The sequence below is a fragment of the Bradyrhizobium sp. USDA 372 genome, from assembly GCF_053629095.1.
Map to the genome: position 1 here is coordinate 5,948,647 of NZ_JBRJHR010000001.1, position 25,323 is coordinate 5,973,969.

20 protein-coding genes are annotated in these 25,323 nt (G+C 64.6%); 17 read left to right on the forward strand and 3 right to left on the reverse strand.

Annotated features, from left to right (window positions below; translation table 11 throughout):
- Positions 1-145: 145 nt before the first annotated feature.
- From AB7M16_RS27845 to AB7M16_RS27895, 11 genes are all read left to right on the forward strand, one after another.
- Positions 146-1,192, forward strand: a complete 1,047-nt coding sequence (locus tag AB7M16_RS27845; protein ID WP_453945647.1) for an efflux RND transporter periplasmic adaptor subunit — start codon at positions 146-148, stop codon at positions 1,190-1,192.
- Positions 1,189-4,293, forward strand: coding sequence for an efflux RND transporter permease subunit (locus tag AB7M16_RS27850; RefSeq protein ID WP_453945648.1), 3,105 nt, complete (start codon positions 1,189-1,191; stop codon positions 4,291-4,293). Before AB7M16_RS27845 ends, AB7M16_RS27850 begins: the two co-directional genes overlap by 4 nt.
- A gap of 234 nt (positions 4,294-4,527) precedes the next feature.
- Positions 4,528-5,367: a helix-turn-helix transcriptional regulator gene (locus AB7M16_RS27855; RefSeq protein ID WP_172789262.1), complete on the forward strand. Its 840-nt coding sequence runs from the start codon at positions 4,528-4,530 to the stop codon at positions 5,365-5,367.
- A gap of 143 nt (positions 5,368-5,510) precedes the next feature.
- Positions 5,511-8,507: a xanthine dehydrogenase family protein molybdopterin-binding subunit gene (locus AB7M16_RS27860; protein ID WP_453945649.1), complete on the forward strand. Its 2,997-nt coding sequence runs from the start codon at positions 5,511-5,513 to the stop codon at positions 8,505-8,507.
- The gene (locus AB7M16_RS27865) at positions 8,504-9,319 is read left to right on the forward strand and encodes an FAD binding domain-containing protein (RefSeq protein WP_453945650.1); all 816 of its coding nucleotides are present in this window, start codon (positions 8,504-8,506) and stop codon (positions 9,317-9,319) included. Before AB7M16_RS27860 ends, AB7M16_RS27865 begins: the two co-directional genes overlap by 4 nt.
- Positions 9,316-9,834 carry a (2Fe-2S)-binding protein gene (locus tag AB7M16_RS27870; protein WP_453945651.1) on the forward strand — a complete coding sequence of 173 codons (519 nt, stop codon included), beginning with the start codon at positions 9,316-9,318 and terminating at the stop codon, positions 9,832-9,834. Before AB7M16_RS27865 ends, AB7M16_RS27870 begins: the two co-directional genes overlap by 4 nt.
- On the forward strand, positions 9,827-11,371 hold the full coding sequence (locus tag AB7M16_RS27875; protein WP_453945652.1) for an AMP-binding protein: 1,545 nt from the start codon (positions 9,827-9,829) through the stop codon (positions 11,369-11,371). Before AB7M16_RS27870 ends, AB7M16_RS27875 begins: the two co-directional genes overlap by 8 nt.
- Before the next feature lie 30 nt (positions 11,372-11,401).
- Positions 11,402-12,208, forward strand: coding sequence for an enoyl-CoA hydratase/isomerase family protein (locus AB7M16_RS27880; protein ID WP_212254365.1), 807 nt, complete (start codon positions 11,402-11,404; stop codon positions 12,206-12,208).
- 75 nt (positions 12,209-12,283) lie between these two features.
- On the forward strand, positions 12,284-13,615 hold the full coding sequence (locus tag AB7M16_RS27885; RefSeq protein ID WP_453945653.1) for an MFS transporter: 1,332 nt from the start codon (positions 12,284-12,286) through the stop codon (positions 13,613-13,615).
- 292 nt (positions 13,616-13,907) lie between these two features.
- Positions 13,908-14,963 (forward strand): sugar phosphate isomerase/epimerase family protein, encoded by a 1,056-nt coding sequence (locus tag AB7M16_RS27890; protein WP_453945654.1) that lies wholly within the window; start codon positions 13,908-13,910, stop codon positions 14,961-14,963.
- Positions 14,964-14,977: 14 nt separating this feature from the next.
- Positions 14,978-16,153: a Gfo/Idh/MocA family protein gene (locus AB7M16_RS27895; protein ID WP_453945656.1), complete on the forward strand. Its 1,176-nt coding sequence runs from the start codon at positions 14,978-14,980 to the stop codon at positions 16,151-16,153.
- Between the two features lie 100 nt (positions 16,154-16,253).
- Here AB7M16_RS27895 and AB7M16_RS27900 read toward each other — a convergent pair whose 3' ends face one another.
- Positions 16,254-17,165: a sigma-70 family RNA polymerase sigma factor gene (locus AB7M16_RS27900; protein ID WP_453945658.1), complete on the reverse strand. Its 912-nt coding sequence runs from the start codon at positions 17,163-17,165 to the stop codon at positions 16,254-16,256.
- A gap of 16 nt (positions 17,166-17,181) precedes the next feature.
- A complete protein-coding gene (locus tag AB7M16_RS27905; RefSeq protein WP_453945659.1) occupies positions 17,182-17,490 on the reverse strand; it encodes a hypothetical protein in 309 nt (102 codons plus the stop codon).
- Positions 17,491-17,665: 175 nt separating this feature from the next.
- Here AB7M16_RS27905 and AB7M16_RS27910 point away from each other — a divergent pair, with 175 nt between their 5' ends.
- Positions 17,666-19,090 carry a DHA2 family efflux MFS transporter permease subunit gene (locus AB7M16_RS27910; RefSeq protein WP_453945660.1) on the forward strand — a complete coding sequence of 475 codons (1,425 nt, stop codon included), beginning with the start codon at positions 17,666-17,668 and terminating at the stop codon, positions 19,088-19,090.
- A 78-nt stretch (positions 19,091-19,168) separates the two neighbouring features.
- On the opposite strand, the gene AB7M16_RS27915 is transcribed toward AB7M16_RS27910, so the two are convergent.
- Positions 19,169-20,047, reverse strand: a complete 879-nt coding sequence (locus tag AB7M16_RS27915; protein WP_453945661.1) for an IclR family transcriptional regulator — start codon at positions 20,045-20,047, stop codon at positions 19,169-19,171.
- Positions 20,048-20,189: 142 nt separating this feature from the next.
- Here AB7M16_RS27915 and AB7M16_RS27920 point away from each other — a divergent pair, with 142 nt between their 5' ends.
- From AB7M16_RS27920 to AB7M16_RS27940, 5 genes are all read left to right on the forward strand, one after another.
- Positions 20,190-20,807 carry a flavin reductase family protein gene (locus AB7M16_RS27920; protein WP_453945662.1) on the forward strand — a complete coding sequence of 206 codons (618 nt, stop codon included), beginning with the start codon at positions 20,190-20,192 and terminating at the stop codon, positions 20,805-20,807.
- A 107-nt stretch (positions 20,808-20,914) separates the two neighbouring features.
- On the forward strand, positions 20,915-21,865 hold the full coding sequence (locus tag AB7M16_RS27925) for a PDR/VanB family oxidoreductase (protein ID WP_453945663.1): 951 nt from the start codon (positions 20,915-20,917) through the stop codon (positions 21,863-21,865).
- Between the two features lie 19 nt (positions 21,866-21,884).
- A complete protein-coding gene (locus AB7M16_RS27930; RefSeq protein ID WP_453945664.1) occupies positions 21,885-23,225 on the forward strand; it encodes a Rieske 2Fe-2S domain-containing protein in 1,341 nt (446 codons plus the stop codon).
- Entirely contained in the window at positions 23,222-23,698 is a 477-nt protein-coding gene (locus AB7M16_RS27935; protein ID WP_439364168.1) for an aromatic-ring-hydroxylating dioxygenase subunit beta, read from the forward strand. The genes AB7M16_RS27930 and AB7M16_RS27935 overlap by 4 nt, the downstream gene beginning before the upstream one ends.
- 7 nt (positions 23,699-23,705) lie before the next feature.
- A complete protein-coding gene (locus AB7M16_RS27940; protein WP_453945665.1) occupies positions 23,706-25,322 on the forward strand; it encodes an ATP-dependent acyl-CoA ligase in 1,617 nt (538 codons plus the stop codon).
- Position 25,323 lies beyond the last annotated feature (1 nt).

Here is a 25,323-nt window from a genome sequence, read left to right on the forward strand (position 1 = left end):
CGCGAGCAAACCCCACGTCCTACCCGAGCAGTCGTCGGCCGTTCGGGGAAGGTGATGGCTGGCGAGGCGTTCGGGAATCGACGGGGGCGTGGAGAAGGGTGCTGATATGAAAAGAATCCATCGCGGCCTGAGGTCGATGGCGCTCATGACGTCTCTGGTCTTCCATTCCACCGTCCATGCGGAAAGTCTCTCATTCGCGATGACCGTCGTGGCCGCATCGGTCGAGAGATCGGAGGTCACCAGAACGATCACGGCGACAGGCAACGTCGTCGCGTGGCGTGAAATCCCGGTCAGCTCTGAAGCGGGTGGGCTGGCGGTGATCGAGGTCGCCGTGGACGAAGGCGACCTCGTTGCGAAGGGGCAGGTACTGGCGCGCCTCAGCCAGGATCTGACGGCTGCAGCGATATCCAAGCAGAAAGCCGCGATCGACGAACTGGAAGCGAGCCTTGCCATTGCCAGATCGGATGCTGCGCGCGCGCATTCGGTGTCCTCGGGCGTGATGAGCGCGCAAGCCATCGAGCAGCGCGAGACGCTCGTCAAGACGACCGAGGCCAAGCTGGAAGCGGCTCGTGCCCAACTCGACGAAGCAGAAGCACGGCAACGTCAGACGGTCATCATCGCTCCCGCCGCGGGAACGATCGCCTCGAGATCGGTGGCGATCGGCCAAGTGGTCCAAGCCGGGGTCGAGATGTTCCGATTGATCCAGGACGATCGCATCGAGGTCGATGCCCGCGTGGTCGAAACCGACCTGCTCGCTGCTGCCGCGGGGCAGCATGTGATGGTGCTCGGCCCCGGCGGGCAATCCGAGCATGGATCGGTCCGCCTCGTTTCGCCGGTGGTCGATCCGAAGACGCGCTTGGGTACGGTTCATGTCGCGCTGCCAAAGGGAACGAAACTCAAGCCGGGGATGTTCGCTCGGGTCGAGATTTCGGCCGAAAGAAAACTCGCGTTGACCGTTCCTCTGAAGGCGCTGGTCTGGCGCGAAGCGAAGGCGCACGTCTTCAAGATAGGACGCGACAGCCTGGTGTCGTTGGTCGAGATCGGTCTAGGCGCCAAGGAATCGGATGACGTGGAAGTCCTGCGCGGACTGGAGGCTGGAGATCGCATTGTGACCCATGGTGCAGGTCTCCTCAGTGACGGCGATTTCGTGAACGTCAAGACTGCCTCGGTCAAAGGCGGCGCGCTGCGATGAACGGCATCTCCGGTTGGGCGATCCGCAATCCCGTCGCGACCATCATTCTGTTCGTGCTGCTCAACCTTGCAGGGGCCGCCGGCTTCTCGAAGCTCCGGCTCAACAATATGCCCGACATGGACATTCCGACGGTGACCGTCAGCGTTGCCTGGCCTGGAGCTGCGCCGACCGAAATCGAGGCGCAAATCACCCGATTCGTCGAGGATGGCGTCGCAGGACTTGGTACCGTCAATCGCACTCGTTCGATCGTGAACGAGGGACTGTCCATGACCATGGTCGAGTTCGCGATCGGCACCGATATCGATCGGGCGACGAACGACGTCCGGGATGCCGTCGTATCGATCCGTTCGAAGCTCCCGCAAGCAACGCTCGATCCCACGGTCCGGCGCGTGGAGGCGACGGGACAGGCGATCCTCACGTTCATCGTCGACGCTCCGATGATGGCTCCGGACGCGTTGAGCTGGTTCATAGACAACGACATCGCCAAATCCGCGCTCGCAGTCCCCGGTGTCTCCAAGATCCTCAGATCCGGCGGTGTCGATGCGGAAATCACCGTTAAGCTCGATCCCGACCGATTGCTCGCTCTGGGACTGACCGCCGCGGAAGTTTCCGACCTTGTGAGAAACCGCAACATCACTCAGCCCGGCGGTCGTGCGACGCTCGGGGGATCCGAGCAAGTCATTCGTACCGTGGGAAGCGTTCCGGACGTCGCGGCCCTGAAGGAGATGCGGCTCGCCTTCAGCGACGGCCGCAGCGTCAAGCTGTCCGAAATCGCAACCGTCGAGCGCTCATGGGCCGAACCGCGACAGAGGTCCCGGTTCAATGATCGGGAAGTCGTGGGCTTCAGCGTCTACCGCGCCGTCGGGACCGGAGAGTTTGCAGTGACCCGAGCCGTCAGGAAGCGGATGGCCGAATTCGGCGCTGCGCACGCTGGCGTTCGGATCCTGGAAGTGACGTCCTCGACCGATGCGGTGATCGAGGGATACGACGCCGCCATCGAGGCGCTCCTGTTGGGAGCGTTGCTCGCAGTTCTGGTCGTATGGATCTTCCTGCGGGATATTCGGGCGACCTTGATCTCGAGTGCTGCGCTACCCTTGTCGTTGATGCCGACCTTCGCGGTGATGTATGCGCTGAACCAATCGCTGAACAACATCACTCTTCTGGCGATTGCCCTGGTCGTCGGCATTCTTGTCGACGACGCCATCGTGGAAATCGAGAACATCGTCCGGCATATTCGGCAGTCCGGAAAGACCGTTTACGAGGCCGCCATCGATGCGGCCGACGAGATTGGCCTGGCCGTGGTCGCGACGACGTTCGCCATCATCGTGGTTTTCGCGCCGGTCGGCCTGATGCCGGGCATTCCGGGGCAGTTCTTCAAGGCTTTCTCGATCGCCGTTTGCAGTTCTGTCTTCTTCTCTCTCGTGGTCGCTCGCCTTCTTACGCCATTGATGGCGGCCTTTCTCCTGAAGACGACCGGAAAAGAGCATCCCGAGCCGGCGTGGGTGCGGTACTATGGCTTGCTGTTGACCTGGACGCTGCGCTATCGATGGATCACCATCGTCGCCGGTGTCATAGTCTTCGTCGCGTCCTTATCTCTCATTCCGTCCCTTCCGACCGACTTCATGCCAGCGGCCGATCGAAGCCGCACGATCCTCAGCGTAGAGTTGGCGCCGGGTGCGACGTTGCAGGAAACGGACGCTGCCACGCAAAGGGTCGCGTTCCTGCTGAGGGCGAGACCAGAAGTCGCTTCCGTCTATGCCGCCGTCGGAACCGAGACCTCGACGCTTTCCGGCCCGGGAGACCTGTCGACCTCGGTGGGAGAGGTCAGAAGATCGACCGTTACGATCAATCTCGTTCCGAGAGCCGAGCGAACCCTCTCCCAACAGGCGTTCGAAGCCTCGATCGGCCGTCAACTGTCGATCATTCCGGGCGTCCGGATCCGCCTCGGCGAGGACGGGTCCTCCGGCGCGAAAATCCAGATATCCTTGTTGAGCGATGATGCCGCAGCACTTGCCGATGCGGCACGCCGATTGGCCCAGGATATGCGCGCAACTCCTGGATTCCAACGCGCGAGAGTCACAAGCAGTTTCGCCAAGCCTGAGCTCCAGATAACGCCTAAGGCGGACAAGGCCGCTCTCCTCGGAGTTTCCACGACTGCGATCGCCAAGACTGTCAATATCGCCACCGTAGGCGATATCGACCAGAACCTGTCGAAGTTCAGCCTGGGCGCACGGCAGATTCCGGTTCGCATTTTGCTGAACGACGCTGCTCGCTCCGACATGGCTGGCCTGTCGATGCTGCAGGTGCCGACTTTCGAGAAGCCGGTGCCTCTGTCGTCTGTCGCCGACATCAGCTTCGGCTCAGGTCCGCTCCAGATCGAGCGGACCGATCGCACCAGAAGCGAGACGGTCGAAGCGGAATTAAGTGGCTTGACGGTCGGCGAGGCGGAAGACCTGGTCGCCCGGATGCCTTCGATCAAGCGGCTGCCGGCAGGGGTGTTTTACAAGCCTGCGGGCGATTCCGAACGCATGCAGGAGCTGTTCGACGGCTTCAAGCTCGCGGTCGAGTCGGCCATCGTTCTGCTCTTCGTCGTCCTCGCGCTGCTCTTCAACGGGTTCGTTCAGCCGGTAACCATTCTCACCGCGCTACCGCTGTCGGTCGGAGGGGCTCTCGGCTCGTTGCTGATGACGCAGATGTCGATCTCCCTGCCGGTCATGATCGGGCTGCTCATGCTCATGGGAATTGCGGCGAAGAACTCGATTCTTCTCGTCGAGTACGCGATCGTCGCCAGACGCGATGGCGGCCTTGATCGCACGCAGGCTTTGTTGGACGCGGCCCGGAAACGAGCTCGGCCGATCGTCATGACCACGATAGCGATGAGCGCCGGCATGCTGCCCATAGCTTTGGGCATGGGAGCGGATGCCGAGAGGAGGGCGCCTATGGCAATCGCCGTGATCGGGGGATTGTTCAGCTCGACCCTTCTCAGTCTGATGTACGTGCCCGCTTTTTACACGGTGATGGACGATCTCCAGCGTTGGTTGGGAAAAGTCTTTCAGGCAGACGTTGCGCGAACCGGTGAGGTCGCTCGAAGCGCGCCGTGACGTCGCGGCGTGCCGGCTTCGTGCATCAAGCGATCAAGCGCATCCGCGTCAAGGCGAGGATGCCGATCTCGCCACCGCGTTGCGGCGATCCAAGCCCGGCGGACTGCTTGCAGAGCTATGGGCGTGAACGGCTTGCATCCGTTTGCGCGCTTGGAATATGAAGTGGGTGCTGCTTATAGTGCCGCACTCGACAAGGCAGCCATTTTGCGGTGCAACGCCGGGAGGGAGGAACTGATGTCGACGGCCCTGCGCATCGCTCATGGTGCTTTCGGCAGGGTCGCGCTGCTCGACATGGATCGATCGCTGGTCCGCCACGCTCATCATCATTGCCACGTCCTGCTCAAGGTCGAGGGGGCCGATACGCAGTTCATGGTCGGCGACCAGGTCACGCCGCTGACGGACACCGCCGCCGTACTGGTCGACGGCTGGAAGCCGCATGCCTATGTGCATGACGTCAACCGTCCGCGCACCCTGATCATGGCGCTCTATATCGAGCCGGAATGGCTGAAGGAGTTCCGTCCCGGCTGGGCCGCGAGCGGCGCGCCGGGCTTTTTCGAGCGGCCCTCGGGTGAGGTGTCGCCGCGCATCCGCCAGCTCACGCTGCACCTGGCGGCCGAAATGATGGCCAATCCGGATGCGGTGCGGACCCACGAGCAGACGCTGTCGGACCTGATGATCGCGGTGATCGAGCGCTTTACGCCCTGGCGCAGCTTTCCGACCTCGATCCGCGGCATGAGCGCGGTGAGCTGCGACTGGCGCATCCGCCGCGCGATGGATGCGATGCGCGTGCATGATTCCTATGGCGGCGTCGATCAGTTCGCGAAGGACGCAGGGCTCTCGCGCGCGCAGTTCTTCCGCCTGTTCGAGACCTCGCTCGGTGTCTCGCCAAAAATCTATCTCAACGTGGTCCGCATGGAACGCGCGCTCGATGCTGTCATGCGCGAGGACACACCGCTCGGCGAGCTCAGCGAGCGTTTTGGCTTTCCGGAGCCGGCGCATTTCACGCGCTTCTTCCGCGACCATGCCGGCGTCAGCCCGCGCGAGTTTCGCAACGTCTCGCGTCTCGCTGGTTGAGTCTCGCGGGCTGATATTGCGCTGCACGCGCTCGAATGAGACGATTTGGTAAGTCGTGAGAGCGGGCGGTATGGCCCGCGCAGCCCCTGTCCTGACAAGTGTCACCGCCGCGTCAAAGAACGCGTCGGGAGGTATGCCGGGACATGTTGCAGGCGGTCAGATCCGCAGATCCGGAACGAGGCGATGAGCCGTGGGTCGGGCGCTCGATCGAGCGCGTCGAGGACGCCGCGTTGCTCTCCGGCCGTGGTCGCTTCATCGACGATCTCGGTGTTGCGCCCGGCACGCTGCACGCGACCATCCTGCGCTCGCCGCATGCGCATGCCGATATTCTCTCGATCGATGCTGAAGCTGCAAAACGCGTGCCGGGCGTTGCGGCGGTTCTGACCGGCAGCGATGTCAAGGCGGTCACGACAAGCCTCGTCGTCGGCGTGAAGGCGCCGGTCGAATGCTGGCCGATCGCCATGGACCGCGTGCGTTATGTCGGCGAGCCGGTTGCCGTGGTCGTCGCGACGGATCGCGCGCATGCCGAGGATGCGGCCGAGCTCATCAACGTCGAATATCGACCGCGCGGCGCCGTCGTCGATCCGCTGGGTGCGCTGGCGCTTGATGCTCCCGTGCTGCATGACGGCTTTCCCGGCAATCTCGCCAGCGATCGTTCCTTCCGCTATGGCGATCCAGAAAGTGTCTTTGCGGAGGCTCTGCATCGCTTCTCGATCGACATCCGCTATCCCCGTAATTCCTGCACGCCGGTCGAGACCTATGGCGTCGTCGCCTCGCATGATGCCGGCGAGGACGCCTATGAGGTTCTCGCCAATTTTCAGGGCCCGTTCAGCATCCACACCGTGATCGCGCGGGCGCTGAAAGTGCCGGGCAATCGCCTGCGGTTGCGCACGCCGCCGGATTCCGGCGGCAGCTTCGGCGTCAAGCAAGGCGTGTTTCCCTACATCGTGCTGATCGCCGCCGCCGCGCGCATCACGGGCCGGCCGGTGAAGTGGATCGAGGACCGGCTCGAGCATCTCACCGCATCGGTGTCGGCGACCAACCGCGCGACGACGCTGTCGGCGGCGGTCGCGGCGGATGGAAAGATCCTCGCGCTGGATTGGGACCAGGTCGAGGATTGCGGCGCGCATTTGCGCGCGCCCGAGCCGGCGACGCTCTATCGCATGCACGGCAATCTGACCGGTGCCTACGACATTCGTCACGTCAAGGTCCGCAACCGCGTCGTCGTCACCAACAAGACGCCGACCGGCCTCAACCGCGGCTTTGGCGGCCCGCAGGTCTATTTCGCGCTGGAGCGATTGGTTCAGACGATTGCGATCGGCCTCGGCCTCGATCCGCTCGATGTGATCAAGCGCAATCTGATCGGCGCCGGCGCATTTCCCTATCCTACGGCAACTGGCGCGTTACTCGACTCCGGCAATTATCAGGAAGCTGTCGCGCGCGCGGTCGAGCAGGGCCGGCTCGCGGAGCTGAAAGCGCGGCGCGACGCGGCGCGGGCGCAAGGGCGTCTCTACGGCATCGGCTTCACCGCGGTGGTCGAGCCCAGCGTCTCCAACATGGGTTACATCACGACCGTGCTGACGGCGGCCGAGCGCCGCAAGGCAGGTCCCAAGAACGGCGCGCAGGCGACGGCTACCGTTGGCCTTGATCCCGTTGGCAGCGTCACCGTCCATGTCGCCTCCGTGCCGCAGGGGCAGGGCCATCGCACCGTGCTGTCGCAGGTCGTCGCCGACGTCTTTGGCCTCCAGCCCGGGGACATCCGCGTCAACACCGAGATCGACACGGCCAAGGATGCCTGGTCGATCGCGTCCGGCAACTACGCCAGCCGCTTCGCCGCGGCCGTGGCGGGCACAGCAAAACTTGCGGCCGAGCGCGTCGCTGGCCGGCTCGCGCGCATTGCTGCGAGCCAGCTCAACGTCGAGGCCGCGGACATCGTCTTCGCAAAGGGTTTTGTGGCCTCAAAGCATAATCCCGAGAACCGGATCGCGTTCTCGCGCGTCGCTGCGCTCAGCCATTGGTCACCGGGCTCGCTCCCTGATGATGCCGGTCAGACCATCCGCGAGACCGTGTTCTGGACGCCGCCGGAGCTGACGCCGCCCGACGATGAGGATCGCATCAACTCCTCGCTCTGCCACGGCTTCATCTTCGACTTCTGCGGCGTCGAGATTGATTCCGTCACGCTGGAGACGCGGATCGACCGCTACGTCACCATGCACGACTGCGGCACCATTTTGCATCCCGGCATGGTCAACGGCCAGATCCGCGGCGGCTTCACCCAGGCGCTCGGCGCCGCTCTCCTCGAGGAATATGCCTACGCCGAGGACGGCAGCTTCCTGACGGGAACGTTCGCCGACTATCTGCTGCCGACCACAACCGAGGTGCCGGAGCCCGAGATCTTCCACATGGAGACGCCGTCGCCGTTCACGCCGCTCGGCGCCAAGGGCGTCGGTGAAGGCAATTGCATGTCGACGCCGGTGTGCCTCGCCAATGCGGTCGCGGATGCACTTGGCATTGCCGACATCACCTTGCCGCTGGTGCCGGCGCGGCTCGCCGAACTGGTGCGCGGCGTCGAGCCGCCGCCTCCGGCAGGCGGCGCGACCTCGGCCCCCGTTCGTGACGGCGACAGGCGGCTGCGCGGCGAAGGACAGGCCACGTTGAAGGGCGCGCCGGAGCAGGTCTGGGCGATGCTCCTCGATCCGGCCACGCTGCAATCGGTCATTCCCGGCTGCCAGCGCGTCGACAAGGTCACCGACACGCATTTCCGCGCGGACGTCACGCTCGGCATCGGCCCGGTCACCGGCCGCTATCGCGCCGATGTGGATCTGTTCGATCTCGACCCGCCACGCGCGGTCACCTTGCGCGGCGGCGCCACCGGCGCGCTGGGCTTTGGCAGCGCCGAGGGGCGGATCACGCTTGCACCGGACGGCAACGGCGGCACGAAGCTGACCTACAGCTATGACGCTGCGATCGGCGGCAAGGTCGCCAGCATCGGCGGCCGTCTGCTTGATGGCGCGACACGCGTGATCATCGGCCAGTTTTTCACCGCGCTGGCCCGCAAGGCCGGCGGTGCTTCGGGTGGAGGCTTCTCGCTGTTCGCGCTGCTGGCAAAGGTCGCCGGCTTGTTCGGGGGGCGCCGATGAAGCCGCCCGCATTCGACTATCTCCGCGCCGAGAGCATCGGTGACGTCCTCGAAGGCCTCGCGCAGCAGGGCGGCGATGCCCGCGTCCTTGCCGGCGGCCAGTCGCTGATGGCGATGCTCAACATGCGCCTCGCCAAGCCGAAGCTGCTGATCGACATCATGCGGATCAGGGAGCTGCGCCAGATCGAGCGGAAGGGCGATAGCATCGTCATCGGCGCCGGCGTGCGGCAGGCCGATCTCCTGGCCTGGCCTGGTCTCGCCGAGGCACTGCCGCTGGTGGCGCTGGCGCTGCCCTGGGTCGGGCATATGCAGACCCGCAGCCGCGGCACCATCTGCGGTTCGCTCGCGCATGCCGATCCCAGTGCCGAGATGCCGCTCGCGCTGGTCGCACTTGATGGCGAGGTGCTGTTGCGCAACGCTAAACGACGCCGTCGCGTCGCGGCCAAAGATTTCTTTGCCGGCATGATGCTGACTGCGCGCGCCGATGACGAGCTGATCGAGGGCATCTCGCTGCCGGCGGTGAAGGGATTGCGCGTCGCCTTCCGCGAGCTCGCGCGCCGGCACGGCGACTTCGCCATTGTTGCCTGCGCTGCGATGAAGACGCCGACGGGCGTGCGCCTCGCCGTTGGCGGCGTCGCGGATGTTCCGACCGCGCGCGACTGGCCGCGGCTGGAGGGAGGCGCGCTCGACGATGCCCTCAACGCCTTTGCCTGGGAGCTTGGCGCACGCGACGACGTCCACGCCACGGCGCGCTATCGCCGTGACCTCGTGCGCATGATCGGCCGCGACCTGATCGGCGAGGTGCTGCAATGACGCGCCTCGAGGCAGATCGCCGCCATCCCGTCCGCTTCACGCTCAACGGCAAGCCGGTCGAGGGCGAGGCCGAGCCGCGCATGCTGCTGTCCGATTTCCTGCGTCACCAGCTGGGCGCGACCGGTACCCATGTCGGCTGCGAGCACGGCGTCTGCGGTGCCTGCACTGTCGTCGTCGACGGCATGCTGACACGGTCCTGTCTGACGCTCGCCGCGCAGGTCGATGGCTGCGAGCTCAAGACCGTCGAAGGCCTCGCGCCGTCGGCCGACAGGCTCGGCGTGCTGCAGCAGGCGTTCCGTCGCAACCACGCGCTCCAGTGCGGCTTCTGCACCGCCGGCATTCTGATGTCGCTCGATCATTATCTCGCGAAGAACCCGGCGCCGACCGAGGCGGAGATCCGCGATCTCCTTAGCGGCCATATCTGCCGCTGCACCGGCTACACGCCGATCATCCAGGCGGCGCTGGATGCCGCCGCCGAGCTTGCTTCATCCAACAAAGAGACGTCCGATGCTTGATCTCGCCAGCAGCTTCATTGCCAGCGCCGCGCGCGATCCTCACGCCATTGCCCTGGTCGACGGCGAACTCCGCCTGACCTACCGGCAATGGTACGACAGAATTTCTGCTCTCGTCGCCTCGTTCGACCGCCTCCGCCTCAAGCCCGCCGATCACGTCGTCACGTTGCTGCAGAACCGCTGGGAAGCGGCGACGCTGCACTGGGCCTGCCAGTTCGCAGGCCTCGTGATCACGCCCATCAACTGGCGTGCCACGGCCGACGAGCTCGACTATTGCATCGAGAATGCCGAGGCCTGCGCGGTCTTCCATCAGGACATCTCCGCCGAGGCCGTGCAGGGCTCGGCGCTGGCAGGCAAGCTGCTGCGCGTGTCCGTCGATCCCGGCACGGGCGATGCAACCAGCTTCGCCGATCTGATCAGGGACCGCGTCTCCGATGCCGAGCCGCGCGTCGGTGCCGATGCCTGGTCGATCATGCTCTATACCTCGGGCACGACGTCGCGTCCCAAGGGCGTGCCGCGGCGGCATCGCGCCGAACGCGCCGCCGCGGTCGCCCATGTCGCGCAAAATCTCTACGGCCGAGGTGAGCGCACGCTCGGCGTGATGCCGCTCTATCACACCATGGGCGTTCGCTCGCTGCTGGCGATGTCGTTGATCGGCGGCACGTTCATCTGCCTGCCGCGCTATGACAGTCGCCAGGCGCTGGCGCTGATCGAGAAGGAAGCGATCACCAATCTTTATCTGGTGCCGACGCTTTACCACGATCTCGTCCATCACGAGGCCTTTGCCGGGACCAACGTCTCCAGCGTCCGCAAGCTCGGCTTCGCCGGCGCGTCGATGACCGATGGCCTGCTGAAGAAGCTGAACGAGGCGTTCAAGCCAAGCCTGTTCGTCAATCACTACGGCAGCTCCGAGATCTACACCTTTACGATCGACCAGAATGCGGCCGCAAAGCCAGGCTCGGCCGGCAAGGCGGGGCTCAACCAGCACGTCAAGGTCGTGCGCATCGGCGCGAAGTCGGTGGCGGAGCTTGCCGCCGTCGGCGAGGAGGGCGAGATCATCGCCACGCTCAAAGGCGACGAGGCCTTCGAAGGCTATTGGCGCCGTCCCGAAGCGGACGCCAAGTCGTTGCGCGAAGGCTGGTATTTCACCGGCGATACCGGCTTCGTCGATCCCGACGGCGATCTGTTCGTCACCGGCCGGGTCGACGACATGATCATCACCGGCGGCGAAAACGTCTCGCCGGTCGAGATCGAGAGTTGCCTGTCGCTGCATCCAGCCGTGGACGAGGTCGCGGTCGTCGGCGTCGCGGACGAGAAATGGGGCAAGGTCGTCGCCGCCTTCGTCAAGCGCAACCGCGCGGTGTCTGAAGTCGAGCTGGAGCAGTTCTGCCGCACTTCGGGCCTTGCCAATTTCAAGCGGCCGCGCCGCTACGTCTTCGTCGACGCGATCCCGAAATCGCCGGTCGGAAAGCTGCTGCGGCGACTGCTCGTCGCGGGAGAATACGAGGCCGAGCGCCTGCCGCCGTCGGACGCGGCCTGATCATCATCCATTCAACAGAAGGAAGCACAGATGCCGTCACCCTACACATTCGCCGATCCCCGGCTCGCAAAGCTCGACGGGTTCAAGGTCGAGATCGACGAGGCGCATGAGCGCGCCGACATCATCCTGGGACGTCCACCCTACAACGTCGTGGCGATGCCGCAGCGCGACCAGCTGCGCCTGACCTTCGAGACGCTTGACGAGGATCCGCGCGTGCGCGTCATCGTCGTGCGCGGCGAGGGCGAGCATTTCTCCAGCGGCGGCAATATCGGCGGCTTCATGGCGGCGAGCCCGGAGCACGTCTCCAAGCTCGCCTGGAACATCGCGGCGCCGGCGCGTTGCGCAAAACCCGTGATCGTCGCCAATCGCGGCTATTGCTTCGGCGTCGGTTTCGAGCTGTCGCTCGCCTGCGACTTCCGCATCGCATCCGAGACCACGCAATACGCGCTGCCGGAGCAGAAGCTCGGTCAGATTCCGGGCTCGGGCGGTTCGGCCCGCCTGCAGAAGATGGTCGGAATCACCCGCACCAAGGACATCGTGATGCGCTCCAAGCGTATCTCGGCCAAGCAGGCCTATGAGTGGGGCATCGCCACCGAATGCGTGCCCGATGCCGAGCTCGAGAAGGCGACCGACAGACTGGTGGACGAGCTCCGCACCTTCTCTGCACTGGCGCAGCGCACCGCCAAGAAGCTGCTCAACGACACCGAGGATTCGACGCTGGCGATTGCCATCGAGCTCGAAGGCCATTGCTACAGCCGCCTGCGCCAGTCGGAGGACTTCAAGGAGGGCGTCGAGGCCTTCAACGCCAAGCGCCCGCCGAAATTCGTCGGCCGCTGATACGCGATGCAACGAACTGCCGTGGTTCGCAATGGCGCGGACCGCGGCATTACTCAAGCGGGGAGGTAGGACAAAATGGCTGAGATGGATATGCCGGCCGCGGGTGCGCAAGCATCGGCCGATAACAAGCAGATGGTCAACGCGATCATCGCATCGGTGCTCGGATGGGCGCTCGATCTGTTTGATTTGTTCATTCTGCTCTACGTGGCGCCGGTCGTCGGCGCGCTGTTCTTTCCGTCGAGCAATGCGGCACTGTCGCTCGCCGCAGTGTACGGCTCGTTCGCCGTCACGCTCCTGATGCGGCCGCTCGGCTCGGCAGTGTTCGGGCACTATGCCGACGTGCATGGGCGCAAGCAGGCGATGCTGATCGCCATTGTCGGCGTCGGCCTCAGTACCGCGGCGTTCGGCCTGCTGCCGACCATCGCGCAGGCCGGAATTATCGCGCCGATCATCTTCCTGATCCTGCGTCTGGTACAGGGTGTGTTCGTCGGCGGCGTCGTGGCCTCGACCCACACGATCGGGACGGAATCGGTGCCGGCGCAATGGCGTGGCGCGATGTCAGGCCTGGTAGGCGGAGGTGGCGCCGGCATCGGCGCATTGCTCGCATCCTTCGTCTTCCTGATCACGTCCTCGGTCTTTCCCGGCGATGCCTTCGCCGTGTGGGGCTGGCGCTTCATGTTCTTCTCGGGGCTGCTGAGCTCGCTGCTCGGCTGGTTCATCTTCAGGAACCTCGAGGAATCGCCGTACTTCAAGGAGCTCAAGTCCCAGCAGGGCAACAAGCAGGCGAAGGTGTCGAAAGCACCGGTCAAGGACGTGTTCTCGGGCGAGTATCGCGGCGTCCTGCTGGTCAATCTGCTCATCACCTTCGGCGGTGGCGCCGGCTACTACCTGACCTCGGGGTACCTGCCGAGCTTCCTGAAGGTGATCAACGCGGTGCCGAACCAGACCTCGTCGCTGATCCTGATGGGCGCGAGCGTCTCGGCGTTCTTCTCGGCCGTGCTGATCGGCGCGCTGAGCGACTGGATCGGCCGCAAGAAGACCTTTCTGCTGATCGGCACGCTGGCGGCCGTGCTGCTGCCGCTGTGCTATCTCAACCTCGCGGCGACCAAGGACACGACTGAGATCACGCTTCTTGCGCTCGCCATCGCCTTCATCGGCAATGCCGGCTATGCGCCGGTGCTGATCTTCCTGAACGAGCGTTTCCCGACCGCGCTGCGCGCGAGCGGCACGGGCCTGTCCTGGAACATCGGCTTCGCGCTAGGCGGCATGATGCCGACCTTCGTTTCGCTGGTGAGCGGCAGCCCGGCGCAGATCCCGATGTCGCTGGCCTGGTTTGCGGTCGGCGTCTTCGCGATCTATCTGATCGGGGCGGTCGTGATCCCCGAGACCAAAGGGGACTTTCGCTGACCAAGTCGACGCGGCCACTTTGTGGCCGCGTCGATTGATCGAACTGCGGAGCGAGATGGGCTGGGTTCGGTCGCAGCCGCAATGGCTCCGGCCAGTTTGGCAAACGCGCAGCCTACCGTGCGCGCGGGGCGCTCGCCATCTGTTGGAGCGTAGGATCATCGGTCCCGTCGCGATATAGAGCTTCATCCCGTCGCGTAGTCCGGTATTGCTCTCTTTCTCGATGGCCGGCATCCTCGCACCCATGATGCGGAAAAGCGATCCGAAAAACGTCCAAGGCAGAAGGAGGCATTCGATGAAGACGATCAAAGGGCCTGCGATATTCCTGGCTCAGTTCGCTGCCGACGCGGCGCCGTTCAACTCGCTCGATGCGATGTGCGGATGGGCGGCATCCCTGGGCTACAAGGGGATTCAGATTCCGAGTTGGGATGGGCGGCTGTTCGACCTGAACAAGGCCTCGGAGTCTCAGACCTATGCCGACGAGGTGAAGGGCATTGCGGCTCGCCACGGCCTTGCCATCACCGAGCTTTCGACCCATCTGCAAGGCCAGCTCGTCGCCGTTCACCCGGCCTATGACGCGGCATTCGACGGCTTCGCCGCGCCGGAGGTGCGTGGCAACCCCAAGGCCCGCACGGAATGGGCCGTCGATCAGGTCAAGCGCGCCATCCTGGCGTCCAGGCGCCTCGGGCTGACTGCCCAGGCGACTTTCTCCGGCGCGCTGGCCTGGCCCTATGTCTATCCCTGGCCGCAGCGTCCCGCCGGCCTGATCGAGACCGCCTTCGACGAGCTCGCCAGGCGCTGGCGGCCCATCCTCGACCATGCCGACGAGCACGGCGTCGATCTCGCCTATGAGATCCACCCGGGCGAAGACCTCCACGACGGTGTTTCCTACGAAATGTTCCTGGAGCGGGTGAACAACCATCCGCGCGCGAACCTGCTCTACGATCCCTCGCACTTCGTGCTGCAACAGCTCGACTATCTCGACTACATCGACATCTACCATCAGCGCATCAAGGCGTTTCACGTCAAGGACGCCGAGTTCAATCCGACCGGCCGCCAGGGCGTCTATGGCGGATTCCAGAGCTGGGTCGACCGTGCCGGCCGCTTCCGCTCGCTTGGCGATGGCCAGGTCGATTTCGGCGCCATCTTCTCCAAGCTCACCCAATACGATTACGACAGCTGGGCGGTGCTCGAGTGGGAGTGTGCCCTGAAACATCCCGAGCAAGGCGCGGCCGAGGGCGCCGAGTTCATCCGAAGCCACATCATCCGGGTGACGGAGAAAGCCTTCGACGATTTCGCAGGCAGCGGCACTGATGCTGCCGCCAACCGCAAGATGCTCGGCATCTCCTGACGAGAGGGTGCAACATGGCGATCGAAGCAAGCACTGACACCGGCGGCCATCGTCGTATCCGCCTCGGCATGGTCGGCGGCGGCCAGGGTGCCTTCATCGGTGCCGTCCACCGCATTGCCGCGCGCATCGACGACCAGTTCGTGCTGGTCGCCGGTGCGCTCGCGTCGGATCCGGTTCGCGCCAAAGCCTCCGCAAAGGAGCTCGGCATCGCCGACGGCCGTGCCTATGGCTCTTTCGAGGAGATGGCGCGGGCCGAAGCGGCGCGGGCGGATGGCATCGAGGCGGTCGCGATCGTGACGCCCAACCACATGCACAGCCCGGTCGCGAAAGCTTTCCTCGAAGCCGGCATCCACGTCATTTGCGACAAGCCGCTGACGACGACCGTAGCCGAGGCCGAGGAACTGGTGGCGCTGGTCAGGAAGACGGGCAAGGTCTTCGTCGTCACGCACAATTACACCGGCTATCCCATGATCCGGCAAGCGCGCGCGATGATCGCAAATGGCGATCTCGGCGAGATCCGTCTCGTCAAGGCCGAATATCTGCAGGATTGGCTGACCGAGCCATTGGAAACCACCGGCCAGAAGCAGGCGGCATGGCGCACGGACCCGGCCCGGTCCGGAGCCGGCGGATGCATCGGCGACATCGGCACCCATGCCTACAATCTGGCCTGCTTCGTCACCGGGCTCGCGCTCGACGAATTGCTCGCGCAATTATCGACCTTCGTCGAGGGGCGGCGGCTCGATGACGATGTGCAGATTCTGCTCAGGTGGAAGGGCGGCGCGAAGGGCATGCTGTGGGCGAGCCAGGTTGCCGTCGGCAACGAGAACGGGCTCACGCTGCGCGTCTACGGCAGCAAAGGCGGTCTCGAATGGGCGCAGGAGAATCCGAACCATCTCTGGTTCACGCCGTACGGCCGGCCGAAGCAGCTCCTGACGCGCGGTGGGGCCGGCACATTGGCCGACGCCGCCCGCGTTAGCCGTATCCCCTCAGGTCACCCTGAAGGCTACCTCGAAGGTTTCGCGACGATCTATGCCGAAGCAGCGCGCGCCATCCGCGCGGCACAGGCCGGCCAAAAGCCGGATCCTGAGGTGATCTTCCCAACCGCCGAGGATGGTCTGGCAGGGGTGCAGTTCATCGATGCTGCTGTGAAGTCCGCAACAAGCAAGGGCGCTTGGGTTCGGATGACGTAGCTGCAGTGCCTTGGGGGCGTGCCTTGGGGCGCGGCACCGATGGCAACTCCAATGCCCGCTCCGTGACTGAACCCAGTGCATCGAAACGCTGGTCGGGCTCCTAACGCCCGATCTTGTCTTGGTCGACCAGGATGTCAGCGTCTTCGGCAACGTACGAGGCATGCCTGAAGTCCCGTATCCTGGCGACTTTGCCCGACGCCCATCCGAGCAGGATGAAGTATTTGGGCTTTGAACCGGGGATCGCCGCGGGATCGAGCACCAGGACGGCCGGATGGCGTTCGACGAGGCCCGGTACGAGGTGCCAGTCATTGATTCTTGCGTAGTTGCCGAAGTAGCGGGACACCTCGGCCTTGCCGGTCAGTCGGGTCCTGTTGACCAGATCGAGCTTGACGTCCTCGGCGATCATGGCGCGAATCGCATCGAAATCCCGTGCATTGAAATGGTCGACATAATTGGCCAGCCGCGTGCGGTCGGCTGCCGACAGACGCGGAGGCGGCGCATCGTCGGGTTCATCTGCAAGCTCGCGCAACTGCGAGCGCCCGCGATGCAGCGCAGCCTTTACTGCGGGCAGGCTCAAGTCCATGACATCGCAGATCTCCTGAAGCGAGCAGCCGAGCACGTCCATCAGGATCACGCTTGCGCGTTGGCCAACCGGCAGGCGCATGAAAGTGCGCAGGCTGGTCGCTGCGATTTGGCGGCTTGCGACCGTGTCGATCTCGTCAACGATCATGTCCACCTCCTGAAGCGAATGCAGTGCCTCTTGCCGGTTGCGCCGGCGCAGGAAATCGAGCGCCGTATTGTGAGCAATCCGGAACAGCCAGCCCTCCGGATTGCGGATCGGACTGGCCGTAGGGGCCGCCTCCACGGCCTTGATCAGCGCGTCCTGCAGTACGTCTTCTCCGTCGATGGCGGATCCGACCATACGCGCGCAATAGCGGTGCAGCCGCGGCCGGATAGCCACCAGGAGCGCCGGAATGTCGTGGGCCGCGCCTTCCCGAGCTGAGTTCATCATGCCTCCACCACGAGCCCTATGGCTCCGCCAGCACGCGATAATTGCCGACGACAATAGCACCGTTGCGCACCGGCGGCTCGGCGCAGCGGTCACGCAAACCGCTCTGAAAGGCCTGAAAGGCCGCAAGCTTCGGCAGCGCTGACGAGCCGTCCTCGGCCGTGGTTTCGACGATGTGGATGAAGGTGTTGTCCTCGAGCCGCAGCGTCAAGTAACGCACTCCCTCCGGGTGCGCCGCCTTCAGCTCGGCAAACACCGCCTCGACCAGCTCGGCATTCTTGTCGGCCAAGTCGGCCTTGGTCCTGTAGCGGATCACGTTTCGTTTCATCGTTGTCTCCTCATCTCACCGCAGCACGAACTTGCGGCTTCTCGATCACTAGGACGTCTGGCTGGGTCCAAAGGATGCGGCCCGCACAAGTTTTTTTCAGCCAGCATCCTTGGGCTCTCCTGCTTCGTCCTCTCCGCGACAGCGCCGTTCCGGCCCCAAGATGGAGATTGATGAGATGCAAGACGCTCCCACCCCCGCGGAGAAGACCTGGGTACTCGCCCTGACCTCGCTTGCCTCGTTCATGATGGCGTTGGATGCGATGGTCCTTACGACGGCGTTCGCAGGTATCCGCATCGAGTTCTCGAGCTCGGTCGAGACACTGCAATGGACTGTTAACGCCTATAATCTCGCTTTCGCCGTGCTGCTGCTGTCCGGAGCCGCGCTCGGCGACCGGTTCGGGCGGCGCAGAATGTTTGCTGGCGGCATCGCGCTGTTCACACTCGCCTCGGCCGCTTGCGCGCAGGCGCCGACGATCGGTTGGTTAATCGCGGCGCGTGCCGCGCAGGGTGCTGGAGCGGCGCTGGTGATGCCGCTTGCGATGGCGATCCTGAGTGGAACGTTCGGGCGGGAGGAGCGCGCCAAGGCGCTCGGCGTCTTTTCAGGGATTACCGGCTTTGCATTGATCATCGGGCCCGCGATCGGCGGCCTTCTCACAGAGCAGCTTGGCTGGCGCTCCATCTTCTGGATCAACCTGCCGATCGGCGCGTTCGCGGCCACATTGGTGCGGGCGCGTTTGCGCGAGAGCTTTGGACCTGCGGCAACACTCGACGTCACCGGGCTGACACTGGTCGCCGTTGCCGCTTTGGCCTGGGTCTGGAGCCTCATGCGCGGCAACAATGTTGGCTGGACCAGCGCGGAAGTCGTAGGTTCGATGATCGTTGGTCTCGTCTTCGCGATCGCATTCCTGATCTGGGAAGCGCGCGTCGCTGCGCCGATGGTGCCGCTCGGGCTGTTCGTGTCGCGGTCGTTCTCGGCGGCGCTCTCGCTGAGCTTCCTGTTCTATGCTGCGATGTATGGCGTCGTATTCCTGCTGCCGCAGTTCCTGCAAGTGACCCTGCATTTCGGCGCCTTCGGGGGCGGCGTGCGCCTGCTGCCATGGACGGCGACGTTGTTTGTGACCGCTCCGATCGCGGGCGCCGTGGTCGGCAAGTTTGGCGAGCGGCCGCTCGTCGTGACGGGACTGATCATGCAGGCGCTCGGGCTTGGTTGGATCGCCTTCATCGCTTCGCCCGATGTCGCCTACGGCGCGCTAATTGCTCCGCTGGTGATCGCCGGCGTTGGGGTGTCCATGGCGATGCCCGCGGCGCAGAACGCCATCCTGAGCTCGGTTTCATTGGCTGAAATGGCGAAGGCTTCGGGCATCTTCAACATGGGCCGATTTCTCGGCGGCATGTTCGGGATTGCGGCGCTGGTTGCCACTTTCTCGGCGAATGGCGCAATGGACAGCGCGGCTCGTTTCGCCGACGGTTTCGAGGCAGCGATGACATTGGCGGCGCTGTTGTCGCTGGTCGGCGCATGGATTGGCCTATTGCTGCCGGCCAGGAAACCGGTATCCACCGCGGCGGCGCCGCAAATGGTATCGAGAGCGCCGGGAGGTTGATCCCCAATCAGCTGATCGATGCAAGTCCGTGTGCCGAGATGCGGCCGCGCTGTTGCGTCGTGCCCGGTCGTGGAGCCGTCACGCCTCGGGCTGCCAGCCGGCGGTCGCGGAGATGGCGCGCGCATGGAGGATCAGCGCGGTTGCGGTCGGGCCTTTCAGGTCGTCGTCGAGAATGCCGATCGGCCCCATCATCGTGATGGCGGCGATCATGAACCCGGCCTGATCGAAGATCGGTGCGGATAAGGAGGTGAAGTTCGGCAGCAGCGCATCACGACAGCGGCTGATGCCGTCGCGCCGGATTGCGGCCATCATCTCTTCCACCTCGATCTTGGTGGTTGGCGCATCATCCATCCGCGGCTTGCGCGAGCGCTCCTCCTTGAGCTCTTGATCGAGCATCTCACCCGTCAGCGAGCGCGGCAGATGTGCGAGAAAGTTGCGTCCCAACGCGGACCGCAGCAGGCTGAGGACGCTTCCGACCCGCAGCTCGATGATGGGGCGGCTGGCCCCGCCCTCGACGCGATAGATGATGGTGGGACCGCGATTACCCCAAACGCCGAGAAACACCGTGTGGCCGATGGTCGTCGCGAGTTCGGTCATGGCCGGCCGTGCGACGGCAAAGACGTCGAACTGCTCGATCGCCGCCATGCCGAGCTTCAACGCATAGGGCCCGAGGGCGTAGCAGCCGGTGTCGGTCTCCTGGCGGACGATGCCCACCGCCTGGAAGCTCACGAGATAATAGTGGACGTTCGCGGCCGACATTCCGGTGTTGGCCGCGATCATCTTCAGCGGCACCGGCCGCAGTTCGGTCCGGAGGTAATCGAGAATTCTGAAGCCGATCTCGATCGACTGGATGCCGCGCCGGCCGCGGTGTTCTGGCGTGGTGGTCTTGCTGGATTTGGCCCCGCGTGCGGAGGCTTTCGCCGGATCCGGCGGACGGGGGCGGCGCGATTTCTTCACTGAATGTCCTTGTAAATCAAATCGTTAAGTCGGGGGCGCTCCGATGCAATACGGCACATTTGATAAGATCATATGCATATGATCAAATAAAAACTAGACGGATCGCAAATACAAGCCGCTCGCGTGCGCAACTGAGGGTTCGATGCTCTTCGATATGGGACAGCTTCCGGCGGATATCCGCTACAAGATCCTGACCGCGACGGTGACGCCGCGGCCGATCGCGTGGGTCACCACGCGATCCAGACACGGGGCCGCCAATGCCGCGCCGTTCAGCTTCTTCACCGTGCTGGGCCACGAGCCGCCGACGGTCGTGCTCGGTCTGCTGCGCCATCCGAAACGAGGCTTGAAGGACACGGCGCAGAATATCGTCGAGACGGGCGAGTTCGTCGTTCACCTGGTGCCGCATCGGATGGCTGAAGCGATGAACGCGACCGCAGTCGATGCTCCGGCCGAGATCGACGAGATCGAGCTTGCGGGGCTGGAGACGCTACCCTCCCAAATGGTCTCGCCTCCGCTCCTCAAGGGCTGCCCTGTCGCGTTCGAATGCCGCTCCCTCGTTGTTCAGGAAACCGGGCCGCGGCAAATCGCGGTGATCGGCGAGATCGTCTGTGCGCACGTCGCCGAGCAGTTCGTGATCGATGCACAGCGAGGGCATATCGACACGATTGGCCTCGACCTCATCGCCCGCATGCACGGCTCCGGCTGGTATGCAAGGCCTCGCGACCTCTTCCAGCTGGCGCGTCCGGCGCCGATCGAATAGCGGCCGCCGGCGTTCAGAGCTGCAAACGTCCCGTCCGAGAGCCGATTGACATCGAATTGTTATATGTCTAAAAATATGCAAATTCATACATTATGCAGACCCCGCGAATGGACACGCGTCAGCTGAGGCTCAGGGTGCAGTCGGTCTCGGCGGAAACGCCGACGATACGAAGCCTCGTGTTCGACGTGGAGGGCGGCGCGGCACCGCGATGGCGGGCAGGGGCGCATATTCGTGTTTCGCTGCCGAGCGGGGGAGACCGGCCTTACTCCCTGATGGCCCTGCCGGGCCTGCCGGAAGGCCAGCTTGCGCTCGGGGTTCTGCGCGAGCGGATGTCGAGCGGCGGCTCGGCCTTCATGCATGCGCTCAAGGTCGGCGACGTCGTGACCGCCTCGGTGCCGGTCAACAATTTCCCGCTGCACGAGGACGCATCGCCCGCGCTTCTGTTCGCCGGCGGCATCGGCATCACGCCGATCCTGTCGATGGCGGCCGAGCTCGAAGCGCGGGGAGCGACCTGCCGTCTCCATTATGCCGGGCGGGCACCGGGCGCGTTGGCGTTCCTGCCGCAGCTCGAGGCCGTCTGCGCGCGCGCTCTCTCGATCCATTACGACAGCGACGCCTCGTGTCTCGACATCGCCGCGGCGCTACACGCCTCGCCTGCGAGCTCCCACGTCTATGTCTGCGGTCCCGCAGGCATGATCGATGCGGTGAAGGCCGCCGCTCACGCCGGCGGCATCGCCGCCGATCGCATCCACTACGAGCTCTTCAAGGCCGAGACCTCGAGCGCGCCGAACCGTGCCTTCGAAGTCGAGCTCAAGTCGACGGGAGAGGTCATCGCCGTCGCGGCCGACCAGAGCATCATCGAGGCGCTGGAAGCTGCCGGCCACGAGGTTCTCTCCGACTGCCGGCGCGGCGATTGCGGCATCTGCCAGTGCGGCGTGATCTCCGGTGTCCCGGATCATCGCGACGTCATTCTCAGCGACGACGAGAGGGCGTCGAACACGGTGATGCAGATCTGCGTCTCGCGCGCGAAATCGGACCGACTGGTGCTGGATCTCTAGGACAAGGACTTAAGACACCATGGGCAAGCACGCAAGTGACAGGCGCTCGATCGCGGCGCTGGTACGCGAGGGCGAGGTGCACCGCGACGTCTACGTCGACCCCGAGATCTTCGATCTCGAGATGGAGCATCTGTTTCCCAACAGCTGGATCTATGTCGGCCATGCCAGCCAGCTGGGCAAGCCCGGCGACTTCATCACTGCCACGATCGGCCGGCAACCGGTGCTGGCGAGCCGCCACACCGACGGCCAGGTCCATGTCTTCTACAACCGCTGCCCGCACAAGGGCGTCAAGATCGCCTCGGAGCCCTGCGGCAACACCGGCAAGTTCTTTCGCTGTCCCTACCATGCATGGTCGTTCAAGACCGACGGATCGCTGCTCGCGATTCCCTTAAAGAAGGGCTATGAGGCGACCGGCTTCGGCGACACCCAGGCCAATGAAGGCTTGTCGCGCGTGAGGAACGTCGCGATCTATCGCGACTTCATCTTCGCGCGGCTGAGTGAGCGCGGCCTGTCCTTCGAGGATTATTTCGGCGAAAGCCTCTCGACGATCGACAACATGGTCGAGCGCTCGCCGGAGGGCAAGCTCGCGGTGATGGCGGCGCCGATCCGCTACATGCACACCTGCAATTGGAAGATGCTGGTCGAGAACCAGACCGACACCTGCCATCCCATGGTCGCGCACGAGAGCTCGGCCGGCACCGCGGTCAAGGTCTGGAAGCGCGAGCAGGGCGATTCGACCGAGACGCCCATGGCGGTTCAGCTCTACGGACCGTTCATGAGCCCGTACGAATTCTACGAGCAGAGCGGCATCAGGATCTGGCCCAACGGCCACGGCCACACCGGCGTCGCCAATTCGATCCACTCCAATTATTCCGACGTCGACGGCTATCTCGATCAGATGGTCGCCGCCTATGGCGAGACGCGGGCGCACGAAATCCTCGGCGAGGTCAGGCACAATACCGTCTATTTCCCGAATATCATGGTCAAGGGCGCGGTGCAGATCCTGCGCAACTTCATTCCGATCGCGGTCGACAGGACGCTGGTCGAGAGCTGGGTCTACCGCCTGGTCGGCGCACCCGACAAGCTCTACGAGCGCGCGCTGATGTACAATCGCTTCATCAACGCGCCGACCTCCATCGTCGGGCATGACGACCTGGAAATGTACGAGCGGGCGCAGGAAGGCCTCAAGTCCAACGGCAATCAGTGGATCAATCTGCGCCGTCTCTACGTAGCAGGCGAACAGCCGGACGTCACCGCCGTCATCAACGGCACGTCCGAGCGGCAGATGCGCAACCAGTTCCATGCCTGGGCCAAATTCATGACGATGGGCATGGACGAGCACACCGAGGCGGCGCAATGATCGACGACAAGGCCATCATCGATTTCATCTATCGGGAGGCCGAGCTTCTCGACACGATGCAGTGGCAGAGCTGGCTCGATCTGTTTCACCCGGAAGGGCGCTATTGGATGCCGCTCGAATGGCAGCAACAGGATCCGGTGCTGCAGCCGTCGCTGATGTACGAGGACCTGTTGCTGCTCAAGGTCCGGGTCGAACGCCTCGCCGGCGAGCGCACCTTCAGCCAGAAGCCGAAGAGCCGCTGCCACCATCTGCTCCAGGCCCCCAGGATCGTCGCCTGCGACGTCGCGGCGGGCGTGTTCAAGGCACGAACGTCCTATATCTACACCGAGACCCGCGGCGACCTGCTGGAGCGCTATTCGGGATGGGCATCGCACGACCTGGTCAAGGTCGGCGACGGCCTGAAGATCAAGCTCAAGCGCCTCGATCTCGTCAATTTCGACGCGCCGTTCGGCAACATCCAGCTCTTCATGTGAGTGCGCCTTGATCGCTGCAACGACAGTCCATGCCCGCTTTCGCCAGACCGCGCTCCGCCGCGGCGAGGCCGGCTTCCTCAACGTGCTGCCTGAGACATCAGGCATCTACGGCATTCCGGCCGGCGAGATCTCCTACCGCGCGATGCTCGACCGGATCGAGGCCCGCCGCCAGGCGTTCGCCGAAAGCGGTTATGGCGAAGGCCACAGGGTGGGGCTCCTGCTCCAGAACCGGCCGGTGTTCATCGAGTTGTGGTTCGCGCTGAACGCGCTCGGCGTCTCCGTGGTGCCGATCAACCCCGATCTGCGGATGAGCGAGCTCGAATACATCATCGCGCATTCCGAGATGAACGCCGCCTTCGTGCTGGCCGAACGCCGTACTGAGGTGGAGACGGCGGCGCGCCAGGCGGGCCGGCCGATTCCTGTCGTGACCGATGACGCAGACGTGCCCGCGCCCTATGACGGTACGCGGCCGCTGCGGCCGGCGGACGGCGCAACGGAGTGCGCGCTGCTCTACACGTCGGGCACGACGGGCCAGCCGAAGGGCTGCGTCCTCACCAACGAATACTTCCTGCACAGCGGAAACTGGTATCGCGATGCCGGCGGGCTAATCGGTTTGATGCCGGATGTCGAACGCATGATCACGCCGCTGCCGCTGTTCCACATGAACGCGATGGCCGTCTCGCTGATGGCGATGGTCTCGGTTGGCGGCTGCCTGACCATGCTCGATCGTTTTCACCCGCGCAGCTGGTGGAGCTCGGTGCGGCAGAGCCGGGCCACGTGCCTGCATTATCTCGGCGTCATGCCGTCGATGCTGATGAGCGCCGCGCCCTCGCAAGAGGATCGGCAGCACGCGGTTCGCTTCGGCTTCGGCGCGGGCGTCGACAAGCTGCTTCACGCGCCGTTCGAGGCGCGCTTCGGTTTCCCCCTGCTCGAGGCCTGGGCGATGACCGAGACCGGCAGCGGCGGCGTGATCGCCGCCAATGTCGAGCCGCGCAAGGTCGGCACCAGCTGCTTCGGCCGCCCGGCTCCGGAGATCGACATTCGCATCGTCGATGACAGCGGGGATGACGTGCCGGCCGGGACGCCGGGGGAGCTGCTGGTGCGGCGGGCCGGCGCGGATCCGCGCTACGGCTTCTTCCGGGAGTACCTCAAGAACCCCGAGGCGACGGCGGAGGCCTGGGCCGGAGGCTGGTTGCATACGGGCGATATCGTGTCGCGCGATGCGGACGGCGATTTGCACTTCGTCGACCGCAAGAAGAACGTCATCCGCCGCTCCGGCGAAAACATCGCCGCGGTCGAGGTCGAATCCGTGCTCAATCGGCATCCGCAGATTCGGCAGGCCGCCGTCGCCGCGACGCCGGACCCGGTGCGCGGCGACGAAGTGGCGGCCGTCATCATCGCCGAGCAGGCCGGCGCCGACCGCGCGCTCGCCGAGCAGATCGTCCGCTGGAGCCTGGAGCAGATGGCTTATTACAAGGCGCCCGGCTGGATCTGCTTCGTCGACACCCTGCCGCTGACCGCGACCGAGAAGATCCAGCGCGGCGGCTTGAAGGATTTCGTCGCCAGGCTGATGCAGGACGGCGCCTTCTTCGATCTGCGCGATCTGAAGCGGCGGCAGGTCTGAC

What these genes read in the sequence shown, in the direction of transcription:
- AB7M16_RS27920 (WP_453945662.1), top strand. Translation starts at nt 20,190, where the DNA reads ATGCTCTTCGATATGGGACAGCTTCCGGCGGATATCCGCTACAAGATC.
- AB7M16_RS27905 (WP_453945659.1), bottom strand. Translation starts at nt 17,490, where the DNA reads ATGAAACGAAACGTGATCCGCTACAGGACCAAGGCCGACTTGGCCGAC.
- AB7M16_RS27875 (WP_453945652.1), top strand. Translation starts at nt 9,827, where the DNA reads ATGCTTGATCTCGCCAGCAGCTTCATTGCCAGCGCCGCGCGCGATCCT.
- AB7M16_RS27870 (WP_453945651.1), top strand. Translation starts at nt 9,316, where the DNA reads ATGACGCGCCTCGAGGCAGATCGCCGCCATCCCGTCCGCTTCACGCTC.
- AB7M16_RS27885 (WP_453945653.1), top strand. Translation starts at nt 12,284, where the DNA reads ATGGCTGAGATGGATATGCCGGCCGCGGGTGCGCAAGCATCGGCCGAT.
- AB7M16_RS27910 (WP_453945660.1), top strand. Translation starts at nt 17,666, where the DNA reads ATGCAAGACGCTCCCACCCCCGCGGAGAAGACCTGGGTACTCGCCCTG.
- AB7M16_RS27855 (WP_172789262.1), top strand. Translation starts at nt 4,528, where the DNA reads ATGTCGACGGCCCTGCGCATCGCTCATGGTGCTTTCGGCAGGGTCGCG.
- AB7M16_RS27860 (WP_453945649.1), top strand. Translation starts at nt 5,511, where the DNA reads ATGTTGCAGGCGGTCAGATCCGCAGATCCGGAACGAGGCGATGAGCCG.
- AB7M16_RS27890 (WP_453945654.1), top strand. Translation starts at nt 13,908, where the DNA reads ATGAAGACGATCAAAGGGCCTGCGATATTCCTGGCTCAGTTCGCTGCC.
- AB7M16_RS27930 (WP_453945664.1), top strand. Translation starts at nt 21,885, where the DNA reads ATGGGCAAGCACGCAAGTGACAGGCGCTCGATCGCGGCGCTGGTACGC.
- AB7M16_RS27865 (WP_453945650.1), top strand. Translation starts at nt 8,504, where the DNA reads ATGAAGCCGCCCGCATTCGACTATCTCCGCGCCGAGAGCATCGGTGAC.
- AB7M16_RS27925 (WP_453945663.1), top strand. Translation starts at nt 20,915, where the DNA reads ATGGACACGCGTCAGCTGAGGCTCAGGGTGCAGTCGGTCTCGGCGGAA.
- AB7M16_RS27935 (WP_439364168.1), top strand. Translation starts at nt 23,222, where the DNA reads ATGATCGACGACAAGGCCATCATCGATTTCATCTATCGGGAGGCCGAG.
- AB7M16_RS27900 (WP_453945658.1), bottom strand. Translation starts at nt 17,165, where the DNA reads ATGATGAACTCAGCTCGGGAAGGCGCGGCCCACGACATTCCGGCGCTC.
- AB7M16_RS27895 (WP_453945656.1), top strand. Translation starts at nt 14,978, where the DNA reads ATGGCGATCGAAGCAAGCACTGACACCGGCGGCCATCGTCGTATCCGC.
- AB7M16_RS27845 (WP_453945647.1), top strand. Translation starts at nt 146, where the DNA reads ATGACGTCTCTGGTCTTCCATTCCACCGTCCATGCGGAAAGTCTCTCA.
- AB7M16_RS27880 (WP_212254365.1), top strand. Translation starts at nt 11,402, where the DNA reads ATGCCGTCACCCTACACATTCGCCGATCCCCGGCTCGCAAAGCTCGAC.
- AB7M16_RS27850 (WP_453945648.1), top strand. Translation starts at nt 1,189, where the DNA reads ATGAACGGCATCTCCGGTTGGGCGATCCGCAATCCCGTCGCGACCATC.